Here is an 18,358-nt window from a genome sequence, read left to right as displayed (position 1 = left end):
CCCTCCCAGGAGGCCCTGATACAGACCGCCTAGACAACGACTGTCTCACCAGCCTTGACATCTTCCGGTGACCCCGGCGCCGTCCCCCACGATCGCACCCGTACTCACGCCTGTCCAGGCATACTGTCCCGGCTCTCTAGACGAACTCGCCTCGGCCCGCCAAGTGGATCGCCCCGTCGACGCGGCCACGCCTTCCCTGATCTCCCCGCCTACCGGACGACATCCTCGGCGCCCGTTGTTGTTGCGCGCAGGAGTCCCACTGCCGCGTTTCAAGAGCAAGACCGGGTTCTGCGTGAGGCGGAGCGTTCGCAGCATCGGCGCGCGGTTGGTCAGGTCGAACGCCAACCATGACCCGATCACCGAGCCGGATCGCCGCCGCGCCGAGGTGGAGCGATACCTTTCTACGGACGGTGCCACGATTGACGGCGACCGGCGGCAATGACGATGACCCGGCACGTCATCTTCGACGTCGATGGGACGTTGGTCGACAGCGTAAGAGACCGTCATCGGGTGGCTTTCAACTGTGCCTTCAAGGAGAGCGGTTTCCCGTATCAGTGGGACGAGGAAGAATACGCAGCCTTCCTCACGGTGACGGGCGGCGGCCGACTGGATCGATGGTTGCGCCTACAAGGCTGGGACGAGCACGAGGCGAACAAGGTGGCCGCCGAGTTGCACAGGCGCAAGATTGAGATCTTTCGCACTTTGGTCCTGTCGGGAGGGATCCAACCTCGCCCAGGTGCTGTCTGGCTGTTGCGCTCGCTGCGCGAAGCAGGGGCGCGCATGCATGTCGCGACGACTGGGTCACGTATCTGGGTCGAACCACTGCTGGGCCGACTTTTTGGCGACACCTTCGAGGTGATGGTGACGGATAGCGAGGTGAGGCGTTTAAAACCGGCTCCCGATGCCCACCGCGAGGTTCTGCGCCTGGGGCATGTTCACCCCGACCACGCGGTAGCAGTGGAGGCTTCACCACTCGGGGTCGAGGCAGCCCTGGGTGCGGGACTGCGCTGCCTCTGCATCCCCAACGGCTTCACCGAGCACCATGATCTTTCCGCAGCCACGTGGCTTGGCGCCCGGCTCGACGATCATCAGGTGCTCGACTGGCTGCTCACAGCATGACTGGTCCGGCTTCCTCGCAGGCAGCGAAGGATCCCCGGGGCTCGAAGGAACGCCGCCGACGCTTCTCCATATGGTGCGCACCGAAACGCTCGTGCACACGGCTGCGCGGTATCCGGTGCTCGGACGCCATGAGCACCTCTTCTTGGAGGGGCTGGCGACTGCCAATGGCCGCGGACCACAGGCCCGGGCACAGCCGCCGAGCGCACGTCCAGGCGCCGCGCCGAGGCCCCAGCTCGCGGTCGACCCCTCGACCTTGGTGAGCAGCCGGACCGGCGCCGTCGCCGATTCAGTCCGCGGAGCTTTCTCTCTCCTCGGCCCGATCGGTGAAGAGGGTGCTACCGCGGACGTCCTCGGCGGTCAGCAAGATCAGGTCCTGCTTCCCCAGCGGACGGTCGAGCCCGACAAGTCGCCGCGCTTGACGGAGCCGGCACCGCTCGATCGCGTTGCGGACGCTGCGTGCGTTGGAGAAGTTCGGTCGAGCTCGCCGAAGGGTGAGGTACTCCGAGAAGACCTCGCGTGCCTCCTCGTCGAATCGGAAGTTCTCCCCCGCGACCATCAGTTCAGCGATCTGCATCAACTCGTCGTGGTTGTAGTCCTCGAACTCGATGTGGTGGGGGACACGGGAGCTGAGGCCGGGGTTCGCCGAGAAGAACGTCGCCATCCGGTCGGGATAGCCGGCGAAGACGACCACGAGGTTCCCACGGTCGTTCTCCATTTCGGTGAGCAAGATTTCGATGACTTCCTGTCCGTAGTCCCGTTCGTTTTCCGGACGGAAAAGGTAGTAGGCCTCGTCGATGAAGAGGATCCCCCCTGCTGCCTTGGCGATCGCCTCTTTTGTCTTCGGCGCGGTGTGACCGATAAATTGGCCGACGAGATCGTCGCGGGTGACAACGTGCACCCGCGGCGCACGGATGTAGCCGAGCGCGTGCAGAATCGCCGCCATCCGCATGGCCACGGTGGTCTTGCCGGTTCCCGGCCCACCGGTGAAGCTCATATGCAGGGTGGGCTTCGACGACGATAGGCCGAACTGGCCGCGCGCGCGGTCGACCTGGAGCAGTGAGGCGATCTCCCGAACCCTGCGCTTGACCGATGCCAGCCCGACCAGCTCCGCGTCGAGGGCAGCCAGGGTCTCCTCGACCCTGGCTGCAGCCTCGTCCGCGGCAAGATCCAGCTGGGCGTCGTCTGCGAGGATCACGGCCTCGGCCGTCTGCTCATCGGGGGTGGCGGCCGGTCCGCCACCAGTAGCGGCCGTTGGTGGATATCCGAACCCCTGGGATGCCATGATTTCACTCTCCCGCGTAGCGCGTTCCGGTAGGCCGGTCGGTGGCGTAAGACTTCACTGAATAATGCTGGACTCGGTCGTGGGCGTCCTGGCGCACGAGCAGCAGGCCCGGCTCGTTCGTGGGGGTCTGGACTAGGAACGACATGGCGGTCGTCTGCTTGCCGAGCCTGGCGTCGTAGGCGAGCACGCGGATGTAGTGCTCCGGCTTGGCGGTCCGGCACTCGTTGATCTGCGTGAGGACGCCGTCGGGCTCGATCAGGTCGAACATCGGCAGGCCCCACATCTCCCAGTAAATGTTGCGGGGGTGGGGGTCGTCGGTGTACTCGATAGACACGGGCCACTCGTGGTCGAGCGCGTACTTCACCTGGGCCGCGATCTCCTCGTCGGTGAGATCTGGCAGGTAGGAGAAGGTACCGTAGTGGATCTTGCTCATGGTGTGCTCCTCTCGATGAGTTGTGGTCAGGACGGGGTCGCGGTCGGGACGAAGTCGGGGGCGTCGGTGCTGGTGTAGTCGAAGGTGACCTCGCCCCAGGTGGTGAGAGCGGCCTCCAGTGGCTGGCAGGTCTTGGCCGCCTTGCGGAGCAAGTCGGGGCCTTCTCGCAGAAGGTCCCTGCCCTCATTGCGGGCCTTGACCATTGCTTCGAGCGCGACCCGGTTGGCCTCGGCGCCCGCGGCGATGCCGTAGGGGTGTCCGATTGTGCCGCCGCCGAACTGCAGGATGACGTCGTCCTGGAAGAGGTCGAGCAGTTGGTGCATCTGCCCGGCGTGGATGCCTCCCGAGGCGACGGGCATGACGCCCGGTATCGATGCCCACTCCTGGTCGAAGAAGATGCCGTTCTGCAAGTTGGTCGGGACCTTGTCCTCGCGCAGCGTGTCGTAGAAGCCACGCGTGGTGGCCGGATCCCCCTCTAGCTTGCCGACGACCGTGCCGGCGTGCACGTGGTCGACACCCATCAGTCGACACCACTGCGAGATCACTCGGAAGCTCACACCATGCGTCTTCTGACGGGTGTAGGTCGAGTGTCCGGCCCGATGCAGGTGAAGCAGCAGCCCGTTCTGACGGCACCAGTTCGCCATCGACTGGATCGCGGTGTAGCCGATCGTCAGGTCGATCATCACAATGATGCTGCCGATCTCCTTGGCGAACTCCGCCCGGCGATACATCTCCTCCATCGTGCCCGCGGTGATGTTGAAGTAGTGACCCTTCAGCTCACCAGTCTCGGCCATCGCCTTGTTGAGGCCCTCCATGCCAAAGAGGAACCGGTCGCGCCACCGCATGAACGGCTGGGAGTTGATGTTCTCGTCGTCCTTGGTGAAGTCGAGGCCACCCTTGCAGGCCTCGTAGACGACACGGCCGTAGTTCCGGGCCGACAGGCCGAGCTTGGGCTTGATTGTGGCGCCGAGCAGCGGGCGTCCGTACTTGTTGAGGAACTCCCGCTCCATGACGATGCCGTGCGCAGGCCCTTGGAAGGTCTTCTTGTAAGCGACCGGGATCCGCATGTCCTCCAGCCGCAGTGCCTTCAGGGGTTTGAACCCGAACACGTTGCCGATGATCGAGGAGGTAAGGTTGGCGATCGAGCCCTCCTCGAAAAGGTCGATGTCGTAGGCGATGTAGGCGAAGTACTCGCCCGGACGACCCGGGACGTCCTCGACCTTGTAGGCCTTGGCCTGGTAGTGCGAGTTGGCGGTCAGCCGGTCTGTCCAGACCACGGTCCAGGTCGCGGTCGAGGACTCTCCCGCCACCGCCGCGGCGGCCTCGACCTTGTCCACGCCGTCCTGTGGCGTCATCCGGAAGACCGCGAGGATGTCGGTTTCCTTCGGCTCGTAGTCGGGGTTCCAATAGCCCATGCCTGCATAGCTCTGGACGCCTGGGTCCCAGCGTTCCTTGATCTCCGTGCTCGTTTCGATGGTTGTCATCGCAGTTTCCTTTCCGGTTGCCTGCGGGAGACCAGTCTGTGGGCGCAACTGGTCAACTACAATTGACTCTTCACTGCCAAGAGTTAAGAGATAGATTAGCTATGACCAGAGCCACGGACCTCCCGGCAGCTGCCACCTGGGCTCGTCTGCAAACGTTCATTGCGGTGTACGACGGCGGTAGTGTCCGGGTGGCCGCCGAATCCCTCCACGTGACGCCGCCTGCCGTGTCGGCCGCCATCACCGCGCTGGAATCGGTGCTCGGCGTACCCCTCTTCACCAAGGCTGGTCGCGGCATCGTGCCCACCGACGCCGGAGTCATCTTCGCCTCCTATGTCCGCAAGCTGCTGGGTCTGCTGGCCGAGGCGGCCGGAGCCGTGCACGAGGCGGACCGCGGCCGCGTGCGGATCGGAGCCGTCGCGACGGCGAGCGAATACGTCCTGCCTGCCCTGGTCGCGTCCTTCGCCCGTGAGCACCCCCAGGTCGCGCTGTCGCTGTCGGTGCTGCCACGAGACGAGCTCTTCGCGCTGGCCGCCGATCACCACGTAGACGTGGTGCTGGCCGGCCGGCCCCCGCGCGGCGCGGGCCTGATCACCCGCGCCCGCCGCCCCAACAGGCTGCTGCTGGTCGGACGCCCCGGCCTCGACGGTGACCCGTTGAGCACGCCGTGGTTGCTCACCGCCGTCGGCTCAGGCACGCGGGACACCGCGCTGTCGCTCCTCAACCGGCTCCAGGCCAGGCCTCCCCTCCTCACCCTAGGCACGTCCGGGGCCGCCGTGGCCGCTGCGCGGCAGGGGCTTGGCGTGACCCTCGTGCACGAAGAGGCCGTGCGCGGCCAGGTCTCAAGCGGGGAGCTCACCACCTATCCTCTGGCCGGCACCCCCCTTGACCGCCCCTGGCACCTGTGCACCAGCGCCGAGCCGAATTCGGCGACGCGGTTGTTCGTGCGGCATGTCAGCAACGAGGAGGCCGTGGGGGAAGCGAGGTTTCACACCAGGGATCGCCCGAAGGGGTGAGTCCCCGTCGCCGCGCCCTGCGCATGCTGCGGGCATGAGCATCCTCCACAGCACAGCCCGCGAACTGACCCACGGTGGCCGCGGCATCCTCGCCGCCGACGAGTCCATCAAGACGATGTCTGCCCGCCTCGAGGGGCGAGGCATCACGGCCAGTGAGGCCGCGCGCCGGGACTACCGCGAGCTCCTGCTCACCGCTCCCGGACTCTCGACGGCGGTCAGTGGCATCATCCTTGCCGACGAGACGTTTGGTCAGGAGCTCAGCGATGGGCGCCCGTTCCCGGTCGCGGCCCGCGAACTGGGAGTCCTGCCCGGCATCAAGGTCGACACCGGCACCACCCCGTTGCCCGGTGGTGGCGGCGCCCTCATCACGGAAGGGCTCGACGGCCTCGGCGCTCGCCTGTCGTCATACGCCGAACGTGGAGCCGCATTCGCCAAATGGCGAGCCGTCATCGAAATCACCACGACCACCGAGCACACGGCTCGCGCCAACGCGCACGCGCTGGCTCGCTATGCGGCCCTGTGCCAGGAGCACGGCATCGTTCCGATCGTCGAACCGGAGGTGCTCTGCGCCGGCGACCACGACATCGTGGCATGCGCCGACACAACCCGCCTGGCGCTCGCTGTCGTCTTCAGCGAGCTCGATGACGCAAGCGTCGACCTGAAGGGCATCGTGCTCAAGCCGAACTTCGTCACGCCTGGCCTGGATGCGGCGAAGGTCAGCGCGGCTGTCGTTGCCGCCGCAACCTTCGAGATCCTTCGCGAGACGGTGCCATCGGCCGTCCCCGGGATCGCATTCCTGTCCGGGGGGCACCCGACGGAGGACGTGTGCGCTTTCCTCAAGGAGCTCAGCGCGATTCCGAACCGACCCTGGGACGTGACGTTCTCGTTCGGGCGGGCCCTGGTGAGTGCGGCACTGAACAGATGGGGTGGAGACCCGGCCAACGTCGACGCTGCGCAGGAACGACTTCTCGACAACTGTCGTCGGGCCGCCGATGCCACCGCCTGAGTCGGACACACAAGAAACGACGGACCAGAAACCTGTTTCTACGACAGGGGTAGCTCGACCAAGACGGTGGTCCCGCGACCGGGCGCCGACTCGATTCGCAACGAGGCCCCGATCACCGCACACCGCTCCGCGACCGAGCTCAGGCCGAAGTGCTGGTCCCCGTCCAAATTCCCCACTCGGGAGGCACGCGCGTCCGCCACGTCGAAGCCCAGGCCGTCGTCGGCACATCCTAGAATCATTGAGTCGCTCACGCGTCGTAGCGAAAGAGTGATCTTCTCAGCTACGGCGTGCTTGATCGCGTTGGCGAGCGTCTCCTGGGCAATCCGGTAGAGCGACGCAGCCGCGTGGTCCGGGATCGTGGCTAGGTCCGCCTCGGGGTCCACGACGAGCCGGATGTCCGGCCCGTCGTCTCGTTGCGCTGTCTGCACGAGCGATTCGATCGCCGCGACCAGCCCGAGGTCGTCCAGGACTAGGCTGTGCAGTCCGGCGATCGCCGCGCGGGTCTGGTTGTAGGCCAGGTCCGCGAGCGCCCGGGCATTGGAGAGCTCGTCTCGCGCGCGGTACAGTTCCCTGACCCAAGCAGCTAGATCGGGCTCGTCGCTGCAGGCGAGCTCGGACACGGTGAGGTCCGCAGCCGAGAGGTGGAACGACATCGATGCCAACGCCGTGGTGACCCCGTCGTGCAGGTCGAACGCCAGTCGGCGGCGCTCTGCCTCCTGGGCATGGACTGCCTGCTGGATCAGCCGGTCACGCTCGGTGCGGTGCCGGCTGACAGCCCGGAAGAGCTGTTGCGCGTGAACGCGCAGACCGAGCATGGCAACCACGGACTCCGCGGCCACCAGATCCGGCTCACCGAACGGGCGACGCGAGTTTCGGTGCACGGCAAGCACGCCGATCACCCGACCGTCGACCCCCGGGAGCGGCAAGCACATCCGCGCCACCGTCTTGTCGGGCGTGAGCCCGAGCAACTGCCGATGGAGCGCGTTGCGCGGAGAGTCCGCCTCCAGTAGCACCGGCTGCTGCGTGCGAGCCACTCGGCCGGTGACGCCAAAACCGACCTGCAACACCAGGGATGCGGCGGAGGGATGCGGGGGGAACATGTCGGCGATGGTGAGATTCTGGTCGTCGATCTCGTATAGGAGCGCGCCGTCCGCATCCAACAGCTCCGCGAGCTGTCGGGCGTCGGGCACACCGTCGCCGGCGGGCCTCACCGGAACAGGCCCTCCCGGAGCGCCACCGCGGTCGCACCGCTGCGGTCGGAGACCCCGAGCTTTCGGTAGAGGCCGCGAATGTGGCTCTTCACGGTGTCCTCGCTCACCACCAGCTTGTTGGCTACGCCCTTGTTCGAATGACCTGAGACGATAAGCTCGAGAACCTCGGACTCGCGGTGGGTGAGCCCGAGATGCGCCCCCGACCAGAACTCCCCGGCACTCAGCCTGGCGGCAGAGAACGCCACCCGACCCGCCAACGCGCGATCCACGACCGTCTCCCCCTCACGGACCAACAGTAGATCTGTTACAAGGTCCTGTCCGTCAATGCGCTTGAGGATGTACCCCGAGGCGCCGACCCGGAGCGCCTGGTAAAGGTAGTGATCGTCGTCGTACGCCGTCAGCAGGACGACCTTGGTGCCGGGGTACTGGGTAGTGACCTGCCGGCACAGGTCGAGGCCGCTGTCCTGGCCGATGCGCACGTCGCACAAGAGCACGTCGGGGCTTAGATCCGCGACAAGCGCGACGGCAGCCGTTGCGTTGGTCGACTGGCCCAGAATCTGCACATCTCCCGCGAAGTGGCCGAAGATTGCGCACAGACCTTGCAGCACCATCTCGTGGTCGTCGACGAGGACGAGGCGCAGGGGGCTCGGGGCGATCTCCGGCATGGCACAAGGTTAGTCATCGGAGCGGGTCCACGGGGATGTCCGTCGAGCATTTCACCCGCACCTCCACCCAGGTGGGTGAGTGCCCTACACCGACGCGCGCGGTCGAATGGAAGCACCAGACCAGAAGGGAAGCGATCCCGATGGCCCAGCCCGCCGCGAACGACACCCGAACCCATAGTCCGCTCATCGTGCCCTCCGTGCTGCCCGCTGACTTTGCCCGCATCGGTGACGAGGTCCGCGCGCTCTGCGAGTCCGGCGTCGACCGCATCCAGTGGGACGTGATGGACGGCGTGTTCGTCCCCAACCTCACCTTCGGTCCCGACGTGATCGCGGCAGCGCGCCCGCACAGCTCGGTCGGCTTCGAGGCGCACCTCATGGTCGTCAATCCCGACGAGTTGCTGGGAAAGTATGTCGACGCGGGCTGTGACCTCGTCATCGTGCACTCCGAGGCGTGCACCCACCTGCACCGCACGCTTCACCGCATTCGTGAACTCGGCGCCCGCAGCGGGGTCGCGTTGAACCCGCACACCCCGGCCGAAGTTTTCCAGCATGTCATGGAGGAGACCGACCTGGTCCTTGCGATGACGGTCAACCCGGGCTTCGGGGGCCAAGCTTACATCTCTGCGGTCGAGCCCAAGGTCGCAAGCCTGCGCCGGATGATCGATGAGTCCGGCCTCGACATCGAGCTTGAGGTTGACGGCGGCATCACCGACTCGACCGTTCGCGGGGCGGCGGCCGCCGGCGCAGACGTCTTCATCTCAGGCTCGTGGATGTACGCCTACCCCGACGGCAAGACAGCCGCCGTCAGCCGGCTCCGAGAGATCGCCGCCGCCAACATGACCAGTCCCCTAATCACGACATTCCGAGGTGCCCCATGACCGACGTCCTGCAGTCCGAGCCCACGACGGTCTCGACCGACCAGCTGGCCATTGATACCCTCCGCTTCCTGGCCGCCGACATGGTCCAGGCCGCCAACTCGGGGCATCCCGGCATGCCCATGGGTGCTGCGCCGATGGCATGGACGCTGTGGAGTCGGCACCTGCGCCACGACCCCGCCGACCCGACCTGGGCCGACCGTGACCGCTTCGTGCTGTCGGCCGGCCACGGCTCGGCGCTGCTCTACGGCCTCCTGCACATCTTCGGCTACGACCTGCCGACCGAGGAGCTGCGGACTTTCCGCCAGCTCGGCTCGCGCACACCGGGACACCCGGAGTTCGGGCACACCGCCGGCGTCGAGTGCACCACCGGACCGCTCGGCCAGGGGCTGGCCATGGCCGTGGGCCTGGCTCTCGCCGAGCGGATGACCCACACCCGGTACCCCGAGGTGACGGACCACCGCACCTACGCGATCGTCGGCGACGGCTGCCTGATGGAGGGCATCAGCCACGAGTCGGCGTCTCTCGCCGGCCATCTCGGGCTGGGGCGACTCATCGTGCTCTGGGACGACAACGCCATCACCATCGACGGGGGAGTCGAGCGCTCCACCGGTGATGACCAGCTCGCCCGCTTCGCGGCCTACGGCTGGCACACCGAAGCCGCGGTCGACGGCACCGACCTGGCCGCGATCGACGCGGCGATCACCCGCGCCAAGGCCGACCCGCGACCCAGTTTCATCGCCGTCCGCACCATCATCGGCCACGGCGCACCAGGGATCGAAGGTACGGCGAAGGCGCACGGCTCCCCGCTCGGCGAGAACGTCCTGGCCGAGACGAAGCGGCTCGCGGGCTGGGGCTACGCCCCGTTCGAGGTGCCGGCCGAGGTGCAGCAAACCTGCGCCGCCGTGGCCGCCGGAGGAGCCAACGCGCACGGAGCGTGGGACACCGCGTTCGCCGCACTCGAGGAGGACGACCCTGACCTGGCCGCGCAGTTCCGCCGTACGCGCGACCTGGTGCTGCCTCCTGGTGTCGCCGAGGCACTCCTCGTGACCGTCGGCGAGAAGCCCCGGGCCACCCGGCAGTCCTCGCAGGCCTGTCTGGATGCCCTGCGCGAGGTCATGCCGGAGCTCGTGGGCGGTTCCGCCGATCTGTCCGGCTCGACCGGCACGGCGTTCGGCGAGCTGGTCACCCGTGACAATTACGCGGGGCGCGCGATCGCGTTCGGTATCCGTGAGTTCGGGATGGCCGCGATCATGAACGGGATCAGCCTGCACGGCGGGTTCCGGGTCTTCGGCAGTACCTTCCTCGTCTTCGCGGACTACCTGCGTCCGGCCCTGCGCCTGGCCGCGCTGATGCATCAGCCCGTGATCCACGTGCTCACCCACGACTCGATCGCTGTCGGCGAGGACGGGCCCACGCACCAGCCCGTCGAGCACGTGGAGTCACTGCGGATCATTCCCGGCCTGCAGGTCTTGCGCCCTGCCGACGACGCGGAGACCGCGGCGGCTTGGCGGCTGGCGCTGGAGCGCACCGACGGCCCGACCGCGCTGATCCTCTCCCGTCAGGGCCTGCCGCAGCTCGATCCGTCCAGCTTCGAGGGGGACGGCCAGTCCGATGTCCAGATCGTGGCCACCGGGTCGGAGGTGTCCCTGGCCGTGGCGGTCGCCGAGCGCCTGCGCGAGGAGGGGTACGGCGCCCGCGTCGTCTCGGTCCTGGACCGAACCCACTACGCGCCCGACCCCGGGGTCACGACGGTGAGCCTCGAGGCCGGCGCAACCGCCGGCTGGGCCGGCCTGGTCGACCTCGCCATCGGCCTCGACGGATTCGGCGACAGCGGTCCCGGTGATGAGGTGATGGCTCACCATGGCTTCACCGTCGACACAGTCGCGGAGCGGATCCGCGCGCACCTCGCTGCGCGATGAGTGACCTGTCGGCGGTCATCTTCGATGTTGACGGCACCCTCGTGGACAGTGAGCGTGACGGCCACCGGGTGGCGTTTAACGCGGCGTTCGACGAGGCGGGGTTGCCCGACCGGTGGGATGTCAGGACCTACGGCGACCTGCTCCGCATCCCCGGCGGCGTCCAGAGGATGGTGCACTGGTTCGAGCGCGCCGGCCGACCCTCTGGCGAGGCGCGCGAGCTGGCCGCCGCGTTGCACAAGCGCAAGACCGCAATCATGCGCGACCTCGTCGAGGCGGGGCGCATCCAGGCGCGGCCGGGGGTTCACGAACTGATCGGTGAGCTCGCGACTCACGGGGTGCCGATGCACGTCGCCACCACCGGCACCCGCGCCTGGGTGGAGCCCCTGCTCGACCGGGTTTTCGGAGACCGCTTCGGACTCGTCGTGACCGGGACCGAGGTGCCAGACCTCAAGCCCAGCCCCGCCGTCTACCTCGAGGTGCTGCGCCAGCACGGCACCGCACCGGAGGGGGTCGTGGCGGTCGAGGACTCGGCGAACGGCGTACGCGCGGCCGTGGCCGCAGGCCTGGTCTGCGTGGCCACCTACAACACCTACACCCGTGACGACGACCTGTCCGCAGCGACGCTGGTGGCCCCTGACGCCGGGGACCCCGCGTTCACGGCCTGGTTCCGGGACCGGCTTCGAGCGGCGGCCCGCCCGGCCTGATCGCTTGCACACTCAGGACAATGCAGATCGCCGAGGCCGTCGCCGAGGCCGTCGCCGAGCTCGTCAGCCAGCTCCCCGACGGGGTGGTGGTGACGGGCGCCGACGAGATGGACAAGTACCGCGAGGACTTCGCGCGGGACGGGTCGGCCGGGATGCCGATCGCCGTCGTACGCGCCGGCAACGCCAGCCACGTGCAACAGGCAGTGCGCTGGGCGGCCGCGCACCGGGTGCCCGTGGTCCCGCGTGGCGCCGGCACAGGCCTATCGGGCGGGTCCTCGGCCGTCGACGGCGGGATCACGATCTCGTTGGACCGGATGCGACACATCGAAATCGACCCCGCCTGCCAGGTCGCGATCGTCGACCCGGGGGCGCTGAATGCGGACGTCAAGCGAGCAGCTGCCGAGCACGGCCTGTGGTACCCGCCCGATCCCTCGTCGTATGAGATCTGCTCGATCGGTGGCAACCTCGCCACCAACGCCGGCGGCCTGTGCTGCGTGAAGTACGGCGTGACGACCGACTACGTCCTCGGCATGGACGTCGTCCTGGCCGACGGCACGCTCGTCACGCTGGGCGGCAAGCAGATCAAGGACGTCGCCGGGCTGTCGCTGCTGAAGCTGTTCGTCGGCAGCGAGGGCACCCTCGGCGTGATCACCCGGGCGACTCTGCGGTTGATCCCTGCCCAGACCGCAGGCGCGGCTCTGGTCAGTGCTTTCCCGACCATGGCCGCCGCAGCGCGGGCCGTGGTGGCGATCCGCAGCCGCGTGCGTTGCTCGATGCTGGAGCTGATGGACAACACCACCATCAACGCCGTCGAGGACTGGCGCTCCCACGGACTCGACCGTTCGACCGGCGCACTGCTGATCGCGCAGTCGGATGCGTCCGGCCCGTCGTGCAAGACCGAGATTGACCTGATCCGCGAGCACTGCGAGCAGGAAGGCGCGACGGACGTCTTCACGACTACCAACGCCGACGAGGCCCAGATGTTCGTCGCAGCCCGCCGCAACGCGTTCCTCGCTCTCGAGCAGCGCGGGAGCGTGCTGTTTGAGGACGTCGGCGTCCCGGTGCCGCTGCTGCCCGACCTCGTCGACGGAGTGGCCGGCATCGCGAAGCGCTGCGCCGTGGAGATCGCCGTCGTGGCCCATGCCGGCGACGGAAACACCCACCCGATCATCGTGTACGACGCCGCGGATCCCGGTGCCGCGGTCCGGGCGCGTCAGGCGTTCGACGAGGTGATGACGATCGCGATCGCGCTCGGCGGGACCATCACCGGGGAGCACGGAGTGGGACGCGCGAAGAAGGCCGCACTGCCCGACCAGCTCGGTGCCGACGTGATGACACTGACGAAACGCATCAAGGATGCTCTCGACCCCGACGGCATCCTAAACCCCGGCGCAGTCCTGTAGTGCCAACGAGGAGAGAGATGACACCCATCGTCAGACGCCACCTGTTCGGTCCCGGCCCGACCAACCCCTACCCGGAGGCGACGGAGGGTCTGGCCCGGCCGTTGCTCGGTCACCTCGATCCGGCCTTCATCGCGATCATGGACGAGACCTGTGATCGCCTCCGGGAGGCGTGGGGCACCGCCAACGTACGCACGCTTCCGCTCTCGGCAACAGGGTCGGCGGGCATGGAGGCGGCCTTCGTCAACACCGTACGGCCCGACGACGTCGTGGTCGTCGCGGTCAACGGCCTGTTCGGGCAGCGGATGTGCGAAGTGGCGAGGCGATGCGGCGCCCACGTGGTCCCTGTTGAGCACACGTGGGGCACCCCCGTCGATCCCGAGCGAGTGCTGGCCGCCCACCCTTCGCCCACACTCGTGGCCGCAGTGCACGCCGAGACGTCGACGGGGGTCCAATCCGACATCGCGGCGCTGGGTGAAGCCGTGCGCGCGGCCGGGGACGCACTCCTGGTCGTCGACGCGGTGACCTCCATCGGCGGCCTCAAGCTACGGGCCGACGACTGGGGCATTGACGTGGGCTACGCCGGCACTCAGAAGTGCCTGGGCGTCGCACCGGGACTTGCTCCGTTCACCATCAACGATCGCGCGTTCGCGCGTCGCGTCGAACGCCCGCAGTCCTGGTACCTCGACCTCGGTCTCATCGGGGGCTACGCCGGCGAGGCGGTGTCGAAAGGAGGTGGCCGCACGTACCACCACACGGCGCCCGTCGCGATGGTCACGTCGCTCCACGCCGGCCTCGGCAGGATCCTCCACGAGGGATTGCCGAACGTGTGGGCCAGGCATGCGGCGGCGGGCCAGGCTCTTCAGGACGGGCTCGAGGCCATGGGCCTCGAGTTGTTCGCAGAAAAGGGTTCACGGCTGCCCGACCTCACCGCGGTCAAAGTGCCGGCCGATGTCGACTCGGCCGCGGTCCGGCGCACCCTGCTGAACCGCTACGACATCGAGATCGGCGCCGGGGTCGGCGAGTTCGCCAGCTCGGTGTGGCGCATCGGTCTGATGGGTCCCAACGCGCGACCGGACGCGGTCACCATGGTGCTCGGCGCCCTGGCGGAAGTGCTGGGACGCTAGTTAGCGTCGGTCGGCCTGGTCGGGTTCCGCCCGCTGCCCAAGCCGTTCACGGCTGTTGAATGGCCACGGGATCCTCCTAGCGCGGGGACGATGGCGTTGATGGGCTCAGCGGGCCTTGTCGCGGTGCTCGAGCAGCCGCCACAGCATCGGCGTGAAGATCAGCTGCATGGCCAGGTCCATCTTCCCGCCGGGGCACACGATGGTGTTCGGCCGCGACATGAACGAGTCATGCAGCATCGAGAGCAGGTAGGGGAAGTCGATCCCGCGCGGGTTGGCAAATCTGATCACGAGCATCGACTCGTCTTGGCTTGGGATGGTCCGCGCGATGAAGGGGTTGGACGTGTCCACGATTGGGACCCGCTGGAAGTTCACGTGCGTGCGGGAGAACTGTGGGCACATGTAGTTCACATAGTCGTCCATCCGGCGCAGGATGGTCTCGGTGACCGCCTCCGCGGAGTAGCCGCGCTGGGACTTGTCGCGTTGTACTTTCTGCGTCCACTCGAGGTTGATGACCGGCACTACACCGATCAGCAGATCGGTGAATTGCGCGACATTGACCGTCTCGGTGGCCACCGCGCCGTGCAGACCCTCGTAGAAGAGCAGATCGGTGCCAGCAGGGATCTCCTCCCAAGGCGTGAACGTGCCCGGCTCCTGGTTGTACGGCGCCGCTTCCTCGTCGCTGTGGAGATACTTGCGCAGCTTGCCGGTGCCCGTTTCGCCGTACACCCGGAACAGCTCCTCAAGTTCCCCGAAGAGGTTAGCCTCGGGCCCGAAGTGGCTGAAGGTGTGGTCACCCTCGGCCAGCGCACGCGCCATCTCCGCCTTCATCTCCACGCGGTCGAACCTGTGGAAGCTGTCGCCCTCGACGAAGGCCGCATTGACGTGCTCGCGACGGAAGATCTGCTCGAACGTGCGCATCACCGAGGTGGTTCCGGCGCCGGACGAACCGGTGATGGCAACGACTGGGTGCTTGACGGACATGGGGACCTCCTCAGGTGTTGACGCGGAACAGACCGCGCAAGCCGTAGAGCGGGTGGTTGTCGGCCGCCGCGTCGGCCGGCTCGGCGTGATAGCGCTCGATGCGCTCCACTTCCTCGCGGCTGCCGAAGATGAAGCCGATGCGCTGGTGCAGGTCCTTCGGCTTGACGTCCAGGACGCGTTCGTAGCCGGTCGTGGCGCGGCCACCTGCCTGCTCGATCAGCATCGCGATCGGGTTCGCCTCATACAGGAGGCGCAGCCGGCCTGCCTTGTCGGAGTCCTTGGTGTCGCGCGGATACAGGAAGACTCCGCCGCGGGTGAGGATCCGATGCGTTTCGGCAACCAGGGACGCGACCCAGCGCATGTTGAAGTCCCGTTCGCGCGGGCCGTTGACCCCTTGGAGGCACTCGCTCACGTAGCGCAGAACCGCCGGCTCCCAGAAGCGCTGATTGGAGCTGTTGACGGCGTACTCCGAGGTGGACTCGGGGAGGGTGAGGTCTACCTCGGTGAGAAAGAACTCGCCAAGACTCGGGTCCAGGGTGAAGACGTGCACGCCCCTCCCGACGGTGATCACCAGGACGGTGGCCGGACCGTAGACGGCGTACCCGGCTGCGACCTGCTGGGTCCCCGGTTGGAGGAAGTCCTCGACCTCGGGGTCCTCCCCCGCGGTGGTCGCGCGCAGGATCGAGAAGATGCTGCCCACCGAGACGTTGACGTCGATGTTGGAGGAGCCGTCGAGCGGATCGAAGGCAAGGAGGTACTTGCCGCGTGGATAGGCGGCCGGGATCAGGTAGGGGTCATCCAGCTCTTCGGATGCCATCCCGGCCACATTTCCGGTGCCTTCGTTGACGGACAGGAAGATGTCGTTGGCGACGATGTCCAGCTTCTGCTGCTGCTCACCCTGGACGTTGACGGCCCCCGCCTTGCCGATCACATCGGTGAGGGCGCCGGTGGCCATCCGCTTCGCGACCGCCTTGCAGGCCAGAGCGACGTCGAGGATGAGCGAGTTGAGTTCGCCGCTCGACTCGAGGTGACGGCGACGCTCCTCGATGAGGAACTGCGCGAGCGTGGTGCGTTCGATCAGCATCATGAACTCCTCAAAGGAAGGTGGCGGGGACGACGGGTGCGTGCGACCTGGACCGAGCAAACCAGCGGGGCCGGTGGCCCGGCATCCATCCGAGGGGTGGCCGGAGGGGTGGATCGGCCTGGACAGCGCCTGTGGGAGGCCGACAGGTCTGGGACCTACCTAGGTTCGCGTCGTGGCGCGGGCTCATCCCCCCTTGGCGGCGGGGTGGAGTGCCTGGGCAGCGGCGCGGCACGACGCACTGAGGGCAGCCTGGCCGGAAATGATGCCCCCATCCTGGCTCGTCCAGGCAAGGGTGGCCGGGGCGACCAGTGCGCGCCCGAACGCGAACGTGATCGGCAGACGCAGTCCTGCCTCCGCCGCTTGGCCGCTCACGGCACCCAGGGAGGCACAGGCAACGTCGTTGTCCAGCCCTGTCGACATGAACATCACCCCCGCGAGGGTGGGGGGAACATGCTCCCTGAGCAGCTGAATGGTGGTTTGGGCCACGAGCTCCGGGTCGGCCGGATCGTCGTGCCACACGCCCGGCCGCACGAAGTTCATCCTGATCACCACCTGGCTCGCGGGGACGGACGCAGCGGCCAGCGCTCTGTCCAGCGCCCGGATGGCGTTGCCGGTGACCGCCATCGCCACCGCATGACTGTGCGAGCACTGGTTGGGCATCGCAATGTCCAGCATCGGCAGCAGGCCCACCTCAAGGCTGGCCGCGGCCCGTTCAGCGAGCAGGGTCGTGTCGACGTACGCCGCCGGTCCGGTCGTCGTGAAGGGGTCGAGATCTGCCCGCCACTTCACGAAGCTGGCACCATCTCGAACAAGGTCGCCCAGGTCGCGTTCTGCCCGATGCGCGTCGAGGCGCACCCCGACCACGATTCCCGTGGGCGCGGCCCCGCGGCACTGGGTCAACCCCTCGGGCGCGACCAGCACGCCCGAGATCCACTGATCGAGTTCGGGGGTCTCGAGCAGCATCGCTCGGTGGCCCTGGGCCTCGAACTCGGCTCTCCCATCGGTGTCGGTCGAGATGCGATCGAGGTGCTCGTCGACCGCGAGCAGACCCTTCCCCGGAGTGAACAGGCGCGCGGCGATGCGTTCGGGAGTCATGAGGCCGGCTGCGCTTCGAGGACGTGCCGAACGGTGCTGATCAGGAGGGTGCGGATGCGGCCGTTGGTCATGGCGATCTCCCTGGAATCGGTGGATCTCCACCTTCGGACCGGCGGAACCGCGCGTCCACCACCCCCAGGGTGAGGTCGGGGGTGAGGTCGGGGGTGAGGTCGGGGGTGAGGTCGGGGGTGACCTCGTACCTGACATGTCGTGGGCCCCGAAGTCTGGAGACCTCACCCACCCGCTCCCCCGGCAGGGTGATCCATTCCGGCGCGGGCCGGTCGATGGTGGAGCCAGGCACTTGTTCCCTCGTCGAAGGAGACGAACAACCATGGCCCCGAGCACCACGACACCCAGCGGCCTCGACCCCGACCTGGCGACCCACGAGCAACCGATCCAGGAGATCATCCGGGTCGCCCATGAGCGCCTGGCGCAGCGTTTCGAGGACATCCATGTCATGACCTGGCCGCGTCAGGCCCGCGACGTCCAACACCGCGCCGACGCGATGCTCATCGAACTCACGCGCCACGTCAACGCCGTGCGCGCCGTGGCCATCGACGAGGTCCGTTCCGTCGGCGAGGCCGACCTGGCCCAAGCGCTGCGCACCCTGTGCCGCGACGTCGAGCAGAGCACGTTGTGGATCAAAGCCCGGCTCTACGGCAGTTCCAGCATGAGCAAGTGTTCGTTCCCTGCCCTGGTGGCCGAGGTCGAGGAACAGGTCGCCACCCTCCTCGACCTCGAGCAGCAGGCCCTGACCCAGCTGCGTAAACACCACGACCACGCCGGCCTGGTGCGCATCGGCGAGCGACTCCTCCGGGTCGAGGCCCACTCACCCACCCGCCCGCACCCCCACCTGCCCCACCAGGGGCGACTCGGCGCCCTGGCGCGCGCGGTGACGTCCCGCACCGACGCCATCTGGGACACCGTCGAGGGCCGCTAGGACACCGACTGCGGACG

17 protein-coding genes are annotated in these 18,358 nt (G+C 67.6%); 9 read left to right on the top strand and 8 right to left on the bottom strand.

What is annotated here, in order from left to right:
• The first annotated feature begins 444 nt into the window (after positions 1-444).
• Entirely contained in the window at positions 445-1,119 is a 675-nt protein-coding gene (locus ACYVKX_RS05030; RefSeq protein ID WP_460829538.1) for an HAD family hydrolase, read from the top strand.
• A gap of 286 nt (positions 1,120-1,405) precedes the next feature.
• Here ACYVKX_RS05030 and ACYVKX_RS05025 read toward each other — a convergent pair whose 3' ends face one another.
• Genes ACYVKX_RS05025 through ACYVKX_RS05015 form a run of 3 tightly spaced genes read right to left on the bottom strand, consistent with a single transcriptional unit; the run spans position 1,406 to position 4,318 of the window.
• A complete protein-coding gene (locus tag ACYVKX_RS05025; RefSeq protein WP_460829537.1) occupies positions 1,406-2,401 on the bottom strand; it encodes an AAA family ATPase in 996 nt (331 codons plus the stop codon).
• Positions 2,402-2,405: 4 nt separating this feature from the next.
• On the bottom strand, positions 2,406-2,834 hold the full coding sequence (locus ACYVKX_RS05020) for a ribulose bisphosphate carboxylase small subunit (protein ID WP_460829536.1): 429 nt from the start codon (positions 2,832-2,834) through the stop codon (positions 2,406-2,408).
• 26 nt (positions 2,835-2,860) lie between these two features.
• A complete protein-coding gene (locus tag ACYVKX_RS05015; RefSeq protein ID WP_460829535.1) occupies positions 2,861-4,318 on the bottom strand; it encodes a form I ribulose bisphosphate carboxylase large subunit in 1,458 nt (485 codons plus the stop codon).
• A gap of 101 nt (positions 4,319-4,419) precedes the next feature.
• Between ACYVKX_RS05015 and ACYVKX_RS05010 the strand changes: the two genes are divergently transcribed.
• Together ACYVKX_RS05010 and ACYVKX_RS05005 are read left to right on the top strand one after the other, a co-directional pair.
• Positions 4,420-5,331 carry a LysR family transcriptional regulator gene (locus ACYVKX_RS05010; RefSeq protein WP_460829534.1) on the top strand — a complete coding sequence of 304 codons (912 nt, stop codon included), beginning with the start codon at positions 4,420-4,422 and terminating at the stop codon, positions 5,329-5,331.
• 34 nt (positions 5,332-5,365) lie between these two features.
• Positions 5,366-6,337 (top strand): class I fructose-bisphosphate aldolase, encoded by a 972-nt coding sequence (locus ACYVKX_RS05005; RefSeq protein WP_460829532.1) that lies wholly within the window; start codon positions 5,366-5,368, stop codon positions 6,335-6,337.
• 38 nt (positions 6,338-6,375) lie between these two features.
• Here ACYVKX_RS05005 and ACYVKX_RS05000 read toward each other — a convergent pair whose 3' ends face one another.
• Both ACYVKX_RS05000 and ACYVKX_RS04995 read right to left on the bottom strand, forming a co-directional pair.
• Positions 6,376-7,548 carry a GAF domain-containing sensor histidine kinase gene (locus tag ACYVKX_RS05000; RefSeq protein WP_460829530.1) on the bottom strand — a complete coding sequence of 391 codons (1,173 nt, stop codon included), beginning with the start codon at positions 7,546-7,548 and terminating at the stop codon, positions 6,376-6,378.
• On the bottom strand, positions 7,545-8,213 hold the full coding sequence (locus ACYVKX_RS04995; RefSeq protein WP_460829529.1) for a response regulator: 669 nt from the start codon (positions 8,211-8,213) through the stop codon (positions 7,545-7,547). Before ACYVKX_RS04995 ends, ACYVKX_RS05000 begins: the two co-directional genes overlap by 4 nt.
• Before the next feature lie 35 nt (positions 8,214-8,248).
• Here ACYVKX_RS04995 and rpe point away from each other — a divergent pair, with 35 nt between their 5' ends.
• The 5 genes from rpe to ACYVKX_RS04970 are packed head-to-tail and all read left to right on the top strand — an operon-like array spanning position 8,249 to position 14,241.
• Positions 8,249-9,091: a ribulose-phosphate 3-epimerase gene (gene rpe, locus ACYVKX_RS04990; protein WP_460829528.1), complete on the top strand. Its 843-nt coding sequence runs from the start codon at positions 8,249-8,251 to the stop codon at positions 9,089-9,091.
• Positions 9,088-11,010, top strand: coding sequence for a transketolase (gene tkt, locus ACYVKX_RS04985; RefSeq protein ID WP_460829527.1), 1,923 nt, complete (start codon positions 9,088-9,090; stop codon positions 11,008-11,010). Before rpe ends, tkt begins: the two co-directional genes overlap by 4 nt.
• Positions 11,007-11,714, top strand: coding sequence for an HAD-IA family hydrolase (locus tag ACYVKX_RS04980; protein WP_460829526.1), 708 nt, complete (start codon positions 11,007-11,009; stop codon positions 11,712-11,714). The genes tkt and ACYVKX_RS04980 overlap by 4 nt, the downstream gene beginning before the upstream one ends.
• 20 nt (positions 11,715-11,734) lie before the next feature.
• A complete protein-coding gene (locus ACYVKX_RS04975; RefSeq protein ID WP_460829525.1) occupies positions 11,735-13,117 on the top strand; it encodes an FAD-binding oxidoreductase in 1,383 nt (460 codons plus the stop codon).
• 17 nt (positions 13,118-13,134) lie between these two features.
• Positions 13,135-14,241, top strand: a complete 1,107-nt coding sequence (locus ACYVKX_RS04970; RefSeq protein ID WP_460829524.1) for a pyridoxal-phosphate-dependent aminotransferase family protein — start codon at positions 13,135-13,137, stop codon at positions 14,239-14,241.
• Positions 14,242-14,346: 105 nt separating this feature from the next.
• Here ACYVKX_RS04970 and ACYVKX_RS04965 read toward each other — a convergent pair whose 3' ends face one another.
• The 3 genes from ACYVKX_RS04965 to ACYVKX_RS04955 form a co-directional block, all read right to left on the bottom strand.
• Positions 14,347-15,222 (bottom strand): phosphoribulokinase, encoded by an 876-nt coding sequence (locus ACYVKX_RS04965; protein ID WP_460829522.1) that lies wholly within the window; start codon positions 15,220-15,222, stop codon positions 14,347-14,349.
• A gap of 10 nt (positions 15,223-15,232) precedes the next feature.
• Positions 15,233-16,306 (bottom strand): class 1 fructose-bisphosphatase, encoded by a 1,074-nt coding sequence (locus ACYVKX_RS04960; protein ID WP_460829521.1) that lies wholly within the window; start codon positions 16,304-16,306, stop codon positions 15,233-15,235.
• Positions 16,307-16,489: 183 nt separating this feature from the next.
• Positions 16,490-17,401: a class I fructose-bisphosphate aldolase gene (locus ACYVKX_RS04955; RefSeq protein ID WP_460829520.1), complete on the bottom strand. Its 912-nt coding sequence runs from the start codon at positions 17,399-17,401 to the stop codon at positions 16,490-16,492.
• A gap of 331 nt (positions 17,402-17,732) precedes the next feature.
• On the opposite strand from ACYVKX_RS04955, the gene ACYVKX_RS04950 reads away from it, so the two are divergent.
• Positions 17,733-18,341 carry a hypothetical protein gene (locus tag ACYVKX_RS04950; protein ID WP_460829519.1) on the top strand — a complete coding sequence of 203 codons (609 nt, stop codon included), beginning with the start codon at positions 17,733-17,735 and terminating at the stop codon, positions 18,339-18,341.
• Positions 18,342-18,358: the final 17 nt, after the last annotated feature.

It is taken from the genome of Nocardioides hungaricus (genome assembly GCF_054782915.1).
The sequence above is the reverse complement of the archived record's forward strand: the minus strand, read 5'-3'. Positions and strand labels throughout refer to the sequence as shown.

What these genes read in the sequence shown, in the direction of transcription:
- ACYVKX_RS05015 (WP_460829535.1), bottom strand. Translation starts at nt 4,318, where the DNA reads ATGACAACCATCGAAACGAGCACGGAGATCAAGGAACGCTGGGACCCA.
- ACYVKX_RS05010 (WP_460829534.1), top strand. Translation starts at nt 4,420, where the DNA reads ATGACCAGAGCCACGGACCTCCCGGCAGCTGCCACCTGGGCTCGTCTG.
- ACYVKX_RS05030 (WP_460829538.1), top strand. Translation starts at nt 445, where the DNA reads ATGACCCGGCACGTCATCTTCGACGTCGATGGGACGTTGGTCGACAGC.
- ACYVKX_RS04975 (WP_460829525.1), top strand. Translation starts at nt 11,735, where the DNA reads ATGCAGATCGCCGAGGCCGTCGCCGAGGCCGTCGCCGAGCTCGTCAGC.
- ACYVKX_RS04995 (WP_460829529.1), bottom strand. Translation starts at nt 8,213, where the DNA reads ATGCCGGAGATCGCCCCGAGCCCCCTGCGCCTCGTCCTCGTCGACGAC.
- ACYVKX_RS04960 (WP_460829521.1), bottom strand. Translation starts at nt 16,306, where the DNA reads ATGCTGATCGAACGCACCACGCTCGCGCAGTTCCTCATCGAGGAGCGT.
- tkt (WP_460829527.1), top strand. Translation starts at nt 9,088, where the DNA reads ATGACCGACGTCCTGCAGTCCGAGCCCACGACGGTCTCGACCGACCAG.
- rpe (WP_460829528.1), top strand. Translation starts at nt 8,249, where the DNA reads ATGTCCGTCGAGCATTTCACCCGCACCTCCACCCAGGTGGGTGAGTGC.
- ACYVKX_RS05025 (WP_460829537.1), bottom strand. Translation starts at nt 2,401, where the DNA reads ATGGCATCCCAGGGGTTCGGATATCCACCAACGGCCGCTACTGGTGGC.
- ACYVKX_RS04980 (WP_460829526.1), top strand. Translation starts at nt 11,007, where the DNA reads ATGAGTGACCTGTCGGCGGTCATCTTCGATGTTGACGGCACCCTCGTG.
- ACYVKX_RS04965 (WP_460829522.1), bottom strand. Translation starts at nt 15,222, where the DNA reads ATGTCCGTCAAGCACCCAGTCGTTGCCATCACCGGTTCGTCCGGCGCC.
- ACYVKX_RS05005 (WP_460829532.1), top strand. Translation starts at nt 5,366, where the DNA reads ATGAGCATCCTCCACAGCACAGCCCGCGAACTGACCCACGGTGGCCGC.
- ACYVKX_RS04950 (WP_460829519.1), top strand. Translation starts at nt 17,733, where the DNA reads ATGGCCCCGAGCACCACGACACCCAGCGGCCTCGACCCCGACCTGGCG.
- ACYVKX_RS04970 (WP_460829524.1), top strand. Translation starts at nt 13,135, where the DNA reads ATGACACCCATCGTCAGACGCCACCTGTTCGGTCCCGGCCCGACCAAC.
- ACYVKX_RS04955 (WP_460829520.1), bottom strand. Translation starts at nt 17,401, where the DNA reads ATGACTCCCGAACGCATCGCCGCGCGCCTGTTCACTCCGGGGAAGGGT.
- ACYVKX_RS05020 (WP_460829536.1), bottom strand. Translation starts at nt 2,834, where the DNA reads ATGAGCAAGATCCACTACGGTACCTTCTCCTACCTGCCAGATCTCACC.